We start from the raw sequence: 10,668 nt of genomic DNA, 5'->3' as shown, positions 1-10,668 counted from the left end.
CCTCGTTGCCCATCAGCTCGCAGGTGATGACGGCCTCCTCCGCGACGGGGATGTCCGACGTGCCCGCGCTCAGGACGATGACGCCACGGCGGCGCACGGACGCGGGCGCGCGGTCCAAGGTGATAACGTTGGCCTGGGGGTGGTACACGGCGTCAGGCAATGCGGCCTTGACGACCGCGAAGGCCTCCGGGCTGGCGCGGGTCGCCAGAAGCTTGTCGGAACGCGTGAGTATCTCACGGGCGATGGCGGCGATCTGCTCCGGCGTCTTGCCCTGGCCGAAGATGACTTCCGGAAAGCCCTTGCGGAGCGCCCGGTGGTGGTCCACCTTGGCGAAACCCATGTCCTGGTACGGCAGGGCCTTGAGCCGCGTCAGCGCCTCGGTGATGTCCATCTCGCCGGAGCGGACGCGGGCGAGCAGTTCTGAGAGCCGTTCGGTGTCTATGGCCTACCTCCCCTGGATGCGCTATCTATCATAGCATAGGAAGGGATAGCCGCTCGCGCCAGAGCAATCGCGCTTTGTTCTAATGGACATGAACTAGCTTTGTCTTAGCAGCAAAACGTAGGAACTCCCCCTCTTAGGCCTAAGAGGGGGAGAGAAGACAGCTTTAGGGGACACCCCTAAAACCCCGGTCGGAACCGCGGGCTCCGTGCACGCCCTTTGCCGATAGATGCTCCCAGTGTCACTCAACAGGGTGTCGTCCTGCCACGCTGGAGGGTGCAGGAGGCAGAGCCCCTCCTGCCGGGGTGTGGGGTGTCCCCACATCCCTATTCTTCCCCCTCTCCATCACCATATGGATGGAGAGGGGGACTGAGGGGGTGAGGCCGTAACTGCATCAACCATCGCAGGCTGTGGCCCCGTACCAAACGTCCTGGCAGGGGATAAGCCGCGCTTGACGGTCATAGGGGCGGGGCGCATAATACGCCCACGGGAGGGCGACACCATGACAGACATCGTGCGCTACTATCCAGCTATTCGGAGAGTGACCCCATGACGACTACGCCGCCCAGGGCGGAGCGACACCACCTCGCCGATGCGCTCAGCGCCATCGAGTACTGCTATGAGCAGGGCTGGACGGACGGCCTGCCCGTGGTCCCGCCCACGGAAGACCGCGTGGCGGCCATGCTTGACTACGTCGGCGTGGCGCCCGCGCAGGTCGTCGGGCGGAACCTGGTGCGCGATCGGACGGCCACGGCGGAGAAGGTCGCGGTCAACGCCGTGATGGCGGGCTGTCGCATCGAGTACTTTCCGGTCGTCCTCGCCATCGTCGAGGCGATGACCGACGACGCGTACAACCTGCACGGGAGCTCCATCAGCACCGGCGGCTCCGCGCCGCTGGTGATCTGCAACGGGCCGCTCACCCGCGAGTTGGGCATCAACAGCGGGGTCAACCTCTTCGGGCCGGGCAACCGCGCGAACGCCACCATCGGGCGCACGGTGCGGCTTCTGATACTGAACGTCTTCGGCGGCACGCCCGGCGTGCTGGACAAGTCCTGCTTCGGCCATCCTGGCAAGTACACCTACTGCATCGCGGAGGACGAGGCGAACAGCCCGTGGACGCCGTTCCACGTGGAGCGCGGGTTCAAGCGCGAGGAGAGCACGGTCACGATCATGGCGATGGAGGGGCCGCACCAGGTCAACGTAGCGGGGCCGTCCGACCCGGAGGTCATCCTCTCCGCCGTCGCCGACACCATGCGGGGGACCGGCACCATGCTCGCGTCCGGGCCCAGCGTGGGCGAGTACGTCGTCATCTTCTCGCCGGAGCTTCGGCGCATCCTCCACGGCAAGGGCTGCGACAAGGAGTCCATCCGGCAGTACCTCGCCACTCATGCGGGACGGACCGCGGAGTACCTCAAGAAGCACGGCCTGCTGCTGGGGGCGCCGGAGCCGTCGGACGCGACGAAGTGGGTCCCCACGGTGCGCAGCGCGGAGGGAATCTTCGTGCTCACCGGAGGCGGCGACGCCGGGCCGTTCACCATCTGCATCCCGCCCTGGGGGCGCGGGCTGAACTCGAAGGCGGTGACGCGCGCGGTGCGTCCGCCCGCCAGGTCCAAAGCGTAGTACGTCAACGGGAGGAGAAACGCCGATGAGCAAACAGCAAGCGCAGAGCGGCATTGTCATCCTGGACCCCGTCGTGCGGGAGGTCGCCCGCTCCGGGAAGACCGCGCCCCGTCTCGCCAGCCTGGAGGGCGCGACGGTGGGCATTCTGGAGAACCTGAAGCCCAAGGCCAAGGAGCTTCTGACCCTGGTCTATGAGGAGCTGGCGCGACGGCACAAGCTGGCGGGGAGCGTGCTCATGACCAGCGGCAGCAGCTCGCGGCCCGCACCCGCCGCCGTGCTGGACGAGATGGCGAGGAAATGCGACATCGTGCTCGTGGGCCTGGGGGACTGAGGCTCGTGCAGCTCATGCAGTATGCATGACAGCATCTCCATGGAGGAGCGCGGCATTCCCTCGATACTGGTCTGCACCGAGCCGTTCACGGCCACCGTCAAGGCGATTGCGCGAATTCGTGGTGTGCCGGAGCGTCCCTTCGTCGCCGTCCCGCACCCTGTCGCGAGCCTCGACAACGCCGCGCTGACGCGACTTGCCAGCACGATAGCGGACAGAGTGGAGACACAGGGCGTCTCCGCCTCTCAGGGTTCGCGCGCCAGAGCGGGGGAGCAGCCAGCTTCTTAGCGTCCTGTTTCGGGAAAACGTTCCTTATTCCATGTCATACCGGCGGAAGCCGGTATCCAGAGAAGCACCAGCGAACGCTGGATTCCGGCCCCGTATCGGGTACGGGGCAAGCTTTTCGCCGGAAAGACGGTAAGTGGCGAGGGGCGTTACCTCGAACGCTTCCCATGCCTGACTGCATACACGTACTTCAGGGACGGAACGCTAGCGCGCGGCCAGGTCCGCTATCAGTGCCACGTGGGTGCGCGGCGGCACCTGCGCCTCCGCCTTGTAGCCGGGGTGCTCGATGACCACGGCCACGTCCTGCGCCGCCGCGAACTGCTCCATCTGCGCAGGAGTGAACGGGAAGCGCACGTAGTGGACGGAGCTGAGCTTCACTTCGGTGCTGTAGCCCGCCTCGAAGACGCCGGCGACGCGCTTGCCATCGAAGCGCACGAATACCTTGCGCCCGCGGTCAATCCCCTTCAGACGGTCGAGCATGGGTTTGATTTGGTCGGCGTCCGTCACTTCTATGAACAGAGTGGCGCTCAGCTCGCCCTTTTCGGGGAGTAGCTGATTGTAGGTGTCAATCTCGTGCTGGACCTTGTCCGACTCCGTGATGTGCTCGATGCGCACCATCTCCTGGACCTGGAACAGCACCGTGTCCCTGTTCTCGAAGTGCAAAGAGACCGCGTCGCCGACCTGCACGCGCCGTTGCTCCTTCTCGCGGATGACGCGCGCGCGGAACCGAGGCCGAATGCTTTCGTAGTCTGCGCCAAGCTTCACATCGGACTGTTCAATTCTCTTCATGTTGAAGTCGCCTCCTTTTCGGCGGCCCGGGCGCCCTGGGCGAGCGCGCGTAGCCACGGCGTCGTCTGTCTCATGCCGTCCTCGTACGTCACGCGCGGCGCGTAGCCCAATTCCCGGCGCGCCTTTGCGATATCGAATTCCATATGCCGCACCGTGTTCAGCACGAGCCAGCGGGTCAGGGGCGGCAGCCGCCCGCCGGGTATAACGTTGTACAGCCCCTCCATGAGCGCGGCGAGGGCGTAAGCCGCTCCGAACGGAATGCGGACGTACCGGGGCCGCATCCCCAGCGCCTGCACCAGGTCGCCGACGAAGCGGCGGTACGTGACCGATCCGCCGTCGGTCAGGTTGTAGACCTGGCCCACGGCGCGCTCCGAGGTCAGGGCGACCACGCAGCCCTCGGCTACATTCTCGACATAAGATAAATGCAGCACGTTGTCGCCGTGACCCATCAGCGGGACCAGGCCGCGTCGGATGAACGGCATGAGGCGGGGGACGTTTGCGCCGTCGCCCGGCCCCCATATCCAGCCTGGCCGCGCCACGCTCACCGCCAGCAGGCCCCTGCGCCCGTAGTCCAAGACGCGCCGCTCCGCCTCGATCTTGGAGGCGGCGTAGGGACTTAGCGTCTGCACACCGTAGGGGGCCGCTTCATTGGCGCCCCTGTGGTCGCGCTCGACTCCGTACACGGCCACGGAGCTGACGTGGAGCAGTCGGCGCACGCCCGCGGCTGTCATCGCGGCCAGCACGTTCTCCGTGCCCTGGACGTTCACTCTCAGATAGTCGTCCCGCCGCGCGCCGCTGTACGTCACGAGGGCGGCGGAGTGGGCCACCGTGTCCACGTCGTGGAGCGACGCCGCGACGCTCCGGACGTCCGTCAGGTCGCCGTAGCGCACGTCCACGCGCCCTGCCCACGCGGGCGGGATACGGCTGGCGCGGCGAGCCAGGACCGCCACGCCGTCGCCGCGCGCCAGCAGCCGGGCGACGATGGCCTGGCCCAGGAAGCCCGTGCCTCCCGTGACTAGGGCTCGCGTAGGCCCTCCTGTCTTTCGAGAAGGCGTTTCAGAAGCGGACACGCTCGTCCTTCGACAAGCCCAGGGTGAGCGAGGCTTCCTCCCCGCGCATGGTGGGATGAGCACGCGCCACCTACGACGCGTTTGCCTTCAGCGATAAGGATACTCGGCCTCAATAGTTGGATTCAACACTTCCGGATTGTAGCATCGCAGTCCGTCAGTTCGGATCCACTCGAAAGGACATGGTTCAACACGCCGGCTGCCGTCGGGTACCATCGTACCGGACATCGAGGACTGGGTGGACGACTGGCGCGGGTAGACTAGCGGGCGAATGCTTGCGCGATATCACGGAACTGGCGAATTGAGCTCGGTGTCTCGTGGGTGCGCTATTCTCGTTAAATACTCGCCATGTATTCCGAAGGCTCGTTTCTTTCGCTTATAACGGCAACACGCCTTTCCGAATGATCCTCAACCAAGCCGTGGTCTCCTCGATTCTTCATACCTCAATGCGTCTAAACTTCGCTGATGCCCTAAAGCGGAGCATGCGACTGCTCTCTATGGGGAGAGCCATGTATCTTGTTGGCGATTGTTGGAATAGTCTGTGATCCCCGGGACGAAGCCGTGCTCGCGTGACGAGATCGCGATATACGTCGTGGGCCAAACGATGGGGACTGCTGGGACCTGTTCGTTTAGCAGGTAGCGCTCAACGTCAAGAATAATTTGTTTCCGCGCCGCTTCGTCGATCGTGCGGACTTGCTTTCCCCAGAGGTCGCTCAATTTTGCATCATTATCATTCCCTGAGAAGTTGAAAGGATTATTGGGAGCAAAGAACCGCCCCAAGTCATACGGGTCGGCGATCACGGTAGCCGGCGTGAAGACCATGGCCTCGTGGAGGGCTTTGCGGCCGCTGTCGAAGAAGGCACCGTCTTCCATGACCTGAACGCTCGCCGTGATTCCGATCGCCGATAGCTGGTCGGTCATGAACACCGCCCCCGCCTTCGTCACCTCGTTGTTTCGTGAAAGTATTTTCAACGAAAATCCGTTCGGATAACCCGCATCGGTGAGAAGTTTCTTCGCTGCCGCCAAGTCCTGGTCATGCGGCTGGCGGAACCCAGGAAGCTTAAGAAGCTCTTCAGTTGAGCTTCCCCATCCTTCATTAGGGAAATACGTACCCAGAGATCCCGCGCCCTGGGCAACCACCTTGATAGCTGCTTGCCGGTCTAGGGCAAGGTTAATCGCTTGGCGCACTCGGGCATCCTTGAAGGGTGGATTGCGCATGTTCATGAAAAACCACGGGCCGACGACTGACGGGGACGGCACGAAGCGCATATCTGGAACGTCGCTCTTTAGGGTTGCTACCTCTGCGGGAGTCAAAGCGCCGAACACCCGCCCACTCTGCTGAGTTTGACTGGTGCGCAACGCCGCCAGGCGTGTCGCGGGATCCTTAATGATTGCGAAACGTATGCCGTCGAGATAGGGCCGGCCCGTAACCCAATAGTCGGGGTTTTTGACCAGCTCAAAGCTGACGCCTGGAGTGTACGCCTTAAACTTGAAAGGGCCTGTTCCCATGACGGTGGTCTTCATGTCGCCCGTCACCAGCACGGCTTTTTGGGAGAACATCGGCGCCCTGTCCAAGACCAATGCAGCCAAGAAGGGGGCGAACGGGTTTTTCATTGTGACTGTGACCGTGTCATCACCAACTGTCTGGACTTTGTCGACAGTCACCATGTAAGGCCCGACTTGGCTCACTACGCCTTTAGGCGGGCTTTTCATGCGCTCCAGATTGAAGGCAACGTCGTCCGCACTCAGCAGCGTACCATCGTGGAATTTGATGCCTTTGCGTAGCTTGAACGTGTACGTGAGGCCGTCCTTGGCAACGTCCCAACTCTCGGCCAGCCCGGGAACGATCTTGGATCCCGTCTTAGAATCGTAGTACAGAAGGCTATTGTAGGCGGGAGCGAGCGGCATGACCACGTTGATACCGGAACCCTGTTGAACATCAAAATGTTCCGGGTCTGAGACTGTGCTAATGGTCAGGGTGCCACCGTAGCGAGGCTGTTCCGGAGTCGGTTGCGGAGTCGGACTTGTTCCGGCGGACGCTGCAGGTGTAGTCAGAGCAGGTGTCGGCGTGCCCTGAGTGGCCGGAGCGCAGGCTGCAACAGCAAGGATGAAGGATAACATGGCGCACACAAGCCCAAGATGGTGCCATGGATTCCGCACGGGATATGCTGGATTCATAAATTCGCCCTCCTCTATTCCGGCTGGGATTGTGGACCACCGATTGGCGCTACGCTCTCATTTGTGAAATCGCGGCTGTGAACATCGGCGAGAAATGAAGATAATGCCGACGCCCTTTCTAAACCGACTTAATAATGACGTACTGCGAATGCACAATAGGAGGCTCGAGAATCTCCTGGAATTTCGCGCCAGTCTGAAAGGGCGCAGTGGTCTCGTGAGTTGACTGCTTCTCCAAAGACCTCCAGAATGTCAGAAGACACGCCTCGCGAGTACCATCAATGCTCCAAATAACCTGCGCGCCTAGGAAAGGAGAGTCAGTATGCGACGCGTCAATTCTTCCTGGTCGGTCCCATACTTTACCTAAGTCGTGTTCAAATTCTGCAGGAGAGGAAGCCCGTGACGTGGCAGTCAAACTAGTCACCAAGTGACCGCCTTTGATGTCACTCAACTCGACTCTTGTGTCTCGGATCATGCGGTATTTGGGGCGAGATGGCATTCCCTGGAGTATCGTCTCCATACGCGCCCGGAGACCGCCCGCCACGCTGTTTTCGTAAGCCAAACGGTCAGCAAGACGCTCCCAATAGGCCAACAATAACATTTCCTGGTTATTCGCGATATTCCAAAGTGCCTTCACGCCTAGGAAGCCCTTTTGCTTCCGCATAACCGGTGCTATCTCATCCCAGACGTTGTCCAGATCCTGGCTCCATTTATCTCGCGTGGAGGCCTTCGTCTTCCCCTTCATCCCAAGCACAATATATCCTTGCCGAAAACCCTGGCCCATTATCCCTCCCAGTACCGCGTTGCTGTATTTATACTCTGTTACAAGCGGAAGGTCAACTGTTTCTCTGCCCATTTTGCTCGGCCAAGTTTTGAGGTTTGAGTACAGTCCCAGGAAGTGGTGCAATATCAGGGTGGCCTAGAGCTTTTTGCAAAACCTCATCCAGTCTTTGGTAGACTAGGGGTATGGGATGGCAAAGAGTAACTGCTGAGCAACGGAGCAAATTGCGGATCCGTATCCACCGTCAAGGGCCCTGCCCCAGGGGAGGGAAACGCCCGAGTGGAGGACCGCCGCTGTTTCGAGGTCACCTTTGGACCCTCAGGACGGGGAGACGTCGTAGAGTGCGTTGCCCCCGCAGTACGGCCGTCGCCAGCACGTGCTGGCGACGGCTATAAACGTGGGAGGAACGAGGGGTGGTCCTCAAGCTGAGCCTGTCGAATCATGAGCGCCTTCGGTAGTCCAGCGTAGAATCCTGGGGTTTTCCACAGGTTCTACGTCTCTTTGTCCGGCGGACCGTACGCGGCGGCCACGACCTGGATGGGGTGGACCGGCCTGCGCCCGGTGACGTGTGCTATCTGCATGCACGCCAGCGGGCAGTCGGACACGACCGCGTCCGGCGCTCCCTCCCGCATGCCGTCGAAGAGGGGCTGCCCGACCTGGAGCGACAGCTTGAAGTACTGCTCCTTCATGCCCCAGGCGCCGTCGTGCCCGGAGCACCGCTCCACCACGTTCACCGTCGTGTCGGGTAGGAGCTGCATCAGGTCGCGCGACTTGTAGCCGATGTTCTGGGCGCGCAGGTGGCACGGCGCGTGGTAGTTCACCTTGCCCGCGCCCCGCGCGAACCTGGTGTCCAGCTTGCCGTCCTTGTGCAGCTTCATCAGGTACTCGGACAGGTCAAATGTATTCTGAGCGACAAGCTTCGCTTCCGGCGAGTCCGTCAGGTGCGGGTATTCCTGCTTCAGCGTGAGGCTGCACGTGGGGCCGGGCGCCACGATGGGCACGCCCTGCCGGGCAAGCGGCGCCAGTACCTTCAGGTTGGCCTCCGCATTGCGCCTGGCGGACTGGATATCGCCGCTGTCCATGTACGGCATGCCGCAGCACCGTTGCTCCGGCACGACCACCTCCACCTTGCTGCGCTCCAGCACGCGCACCGCCGCCTTCGCCACATCCGGGTCGTAGTAGTTGACGAAGCACGTATAGAAGAGCGCCACCTTCCCGTTGACGGCGTCCGGCGCGCTGAGGCTGCGCTTCCGGCTCTTGAACCAGGCGGAGAAGCTCTGCCTGGCGAAGTCCGGCAGGGGCGCCTCGCGATGGATGCGTAGCGTCTTCTCCATGACCCAGCGCTGCGCTGGAATATGGTTGCCTATGTTGGCAAGGGGGGCCGTGGCGACGCCCAGCTTGCCCAGCCCGTCGGTGTTGCCCATGAGCCGGTCGCGCAGGGGGATGCCCTCTGTTTTGACGTGGATGAGCTTGCCCCGCAGCATCAGGCGCGGGAAGTCAATGGCGAAGCGGTGCGGCGGCGTGTATGGGCAATGGTTGTAGCACAGCTTGCACTGGTAGCACAGGTCTTCCACCAGGCGGAGGTCCTTCTGGCCCATGTTCGCCACGTCCTCGCCCTTGGAGTCAATGGCCTTGAACAGCTCGTCGAAGGAGGGGCAGAGGTTGAAGCAGCGCCGGCACCCGTGACAGATGTCAAAGATGCGGCGAAGCTCCTTGTCCAGCCCCTTGTCGTCCCAGTACTCCGGCTTTCTCATGTCCAGGGTCATCGAAGTCTCCCCGTCGTCGTTCTCTCACGACCTTTTGTTGCGGCGCCTCTGGTAGCTATGTCCGCTCACGGCTGTAAGACGCGAGTGCCCCGCGCATTGGCGGGGCACTCATTCATGGTCTGGCGCCGAGAGGGTCCTGTTCCTAGGCTTGTCCCGCCTTCAGCGCGTCCAGGGCCTTGGTGAAGCGGCCGGCGTGGGAGCGCTCAGCGCGGGCCAGCGTCTCCATCCACGCGGCGATCTCCGTGAAACCCTCGTCCCGCGCGGTCTTGGCCATGCCCGGGTACATCTGTGTGTACTCGTAGGTCTCGCCCTCGATGGCGGACTTCAAGTTCTTCTCCGAGTCGCCCACTGGCACGCCGGTGGCGGGATCGCCGACTTCCTTGAGAAAGTCCATGTGCCCGAAGGCGTGGCCGGTCTCGCCCTCCGCCGTGTCGCGGAACACGCCGGCGATGTCCGGGTGCCCCTCGATGTCGGCGACGCGGGCGAAATAGTTGTATCGGCGGTTGGCCTGGGACTCGCCCGCGAAGGCGTCCTTGAGGTTCTGATGGGTCTTTGTGTCTTTCAGGGTCTTCTTGGTGGTCATAGCTCCTCCTCCTTGCTTTTTGTGCTATCGCCAGGCGTCTGAACGAGGGCCTCAAGGCCCTCGACGCGCCATACAGGGTGATGTGAAACGCTGTGTCTGGCTGAACTCTCCGGTGTCCGCTACCTCCTCAGTGCTCTAGGCGCGATGCCCGTTTGCATGCCCCTTGCGCGTGCGCCCGCGAGGGCGCGCGCCGCGCTGCTCCGCGACGGAAGCCTTGTCCTTGCACTTGTCGCAGTACCCGTAGAACTCCGCACGGTGTCCCGTGATGGCGAAACCAGCCTTTCTGGCTATCGTCCGCTCCCATGCGCTGTCGTACTCCACAGGCATGTCGGAGACTTCACCGCAGGACTTGCAGGTGAAGTGATAGTGCGGCTCCGCCAGCCCGTCCCACAGGGAAGCCTCCTTCCCCAGGGTAAGCTCCAGGACCATGCCCTTCTCTCGCAGGAGCTTGAGGTTGCGGTAGACCGTGGCGAAGGAGATCTGTGGGATGCGCCGTTTGACGCGCTCGTACACATCCATTGCGCTGTAGTGGCGACGGAAGCGGCGCAGCTCCTCCAGGATTATTTTCCGCTGCAGGGTCTCAGCCATTGTGATGATAATTCCTATTTAGTAGTAACAGTTACTATTGTGGCATGCGGCGCTCCGGATGTCAAGGGGAGCTTACCTTATCCCCCCTGGCCCCCTTCTCCTACGATGTATGGATCAGGGACATCGTGAACACGTGATCAGGGACATGGTGGACACCATAATAGGCATGACTTCTCAACAACAGGAGGTGGTCATGCCATGGCAGGAGGTGTCTACCGTGGCGTTGCGAACGGAGTTTGTTCTTCTG

The 10,668-nt window shown here is 62.1% G+C and carries 11 protein-coding genes; 3 read left to right on the top strand and 8 right to left on the bottom strand.

Annotated elements, in window-relative coordinates; all coding sequences use genetic code 11:
• Positions 1-391: 1-(5-phosphoribosyl)-5-amino-4-imidazole-carboxylate carboxylase (locus tag Q7T26_10150; protein ID MDO8532502.1), on the bottom strand; the 391-nt coding region annotated here is incomplete at its 3' end.
• Between the two features lie 597 nt (positions 392-988).
• Here Q7T26_10150 and Q7T26_10145 point away from each other — a divergent pair.
• From Q7T26_10145 to Q7T26_10135, 3 genes are read left to right on the top strand one after another with little or no spacing between them, the layout of a single operon-like run.
• Positions 989-2,059, top strand: a complete 1,071-nt coding sequence (locus Q7T26_10145) for a hypothetical protein (GenBank protein ID MDO8532501.1) — start codon at positions 989-991, stop codon at positions 2,057-2,059.
• Between the two features lie 25 nt (positions 2,060-2,084).
• On the top strand, positions 2,085-2,390 hold the full coding sequence (locus Q7T26_10140) for a hypothetical protein (GenBank protein MDO8532500.1): 306 nt from the start codon (positions 2,085-2,087) through the stop codon (positions 2,388-2,390).
• Positions 2,391-2,411: 21 nt separating this feature from the next.
• On the top strand, positions 2,412-2,675 hold the full coding sequence (locus Q7T26_10135; GenBank protein MDO8532499.1) for a hypothetical protein: 264 nt from the start codon (positions 2,412-2,414) through the stop codon (positions 2,673-2,675).
• A 201-nt stretch (positions 2,676-2,876) separates the two neighbouring features.
• On the opposite strand, the gene Q7T26_10130 is transcribed toward Q7T26_10135, so the two are convergent.
• The 7 genes from Q7T26_10130 to Q7T26_10100 form a co-directional block, all read right to left on the bottom strand.
• A complete protein-coding gene (locus Q7T26_10130; GenBank protein ID MDO8532498.1) occupies positions 2,877-3,461 on the bottom strand; it encodes a DUF3501 family protein in 585 nt (194 codons plus the stop codon).
• The gene (locus Q7T26_10125) at positions 3,458-4,531 is read right to left on the bottom strand and encodes an NAD-dependent epimerase/dehydratase family protein (protein ID MDO8532497.1); all 1,074 of its coding nucleotides are present in this window, start codon (positions 4,529-4,531) and stop codon (positions 3,458-3,460) included. The genes Q7T26_10130 and Q7T26_10125 overlap by 4 nt, the downstream gene beginning before the upstream one ends.
• 492 nt (positions 4,532-5,023) lie before the next feature.
• Positions 5,024-6,706, bottom strand: a complete 1,683-nt coding sequence (locus Q7T26_10120) for an ABC transporter substrate-binding protein (GenBank protein ID MDO8532496.1) — start codon at positions 6,704-6,706, stop codon at positions 5,024-5,026.
• Positions 6,707-6,824: 118 nt separating this feature from the next.
• Positions 6,825-7,487, bottom strand: a complete 663-nt coding sequence (locus Q7T26_10115; protein ID MDO8532495.1) for a hypothetical protein — start codon at positions 7,485-7,487, stop codon at positions 6,825-6,827.
• Between the two features lie 488 nt (positions 7,488-7,975).
• Complete coding sequence (locus Q7T26_10110; protein MDO8532494.1) at positions 7,976-9,250, bottom strand: anaerobic glycerol-3-phosphate dehydrogenase subunit C; 1,275 nt, start codon at positions 9,248-9,250, stop codon at positions 7,976-7,978.
• 142 nt (positions 9,251-9,392) lie between these two features.
• Positions 9,393-9,833 carry a rubrerythrin family protein gene (locus tag Q7T26_10105; protein MDO8532493.1) on the bottom strand — a complete coding sequence of 147 codons (441 nt, stop codon included), beginning with the start codon at positions 9,831-9,833 and terminating at the stop codon, positions 9,393-9,395.
• 135 nt (positions 9,834-9,968) lie between these two features.
• On the bottom strand, positions 9,969-10,421 hold the full coding sequence (locus Q7T26_10100) for a transcriptional repressor (GenBank protein MDO8532492.1): 453 nt from the start codon (positions 10,419-10,421) through the stop codon (positions 9,969-9,971).
• Positions 10,422-10,668 lie beyond the last annotated feature (247 nt).

The organism is Dehalococcoidia bacterium, assembly GCA_030648205.1.
Taxonomy (GTDB): domain Bacteria; phylum Chloroflexota; class Dehalococcoidia; order JAUSIH01; family JAUSIH01; genus JAUSIH01.
Note: the sequence above shows the minus strand (reverse complement) of the source record. Positions and strands in the feature narration are given on the sequence as shown.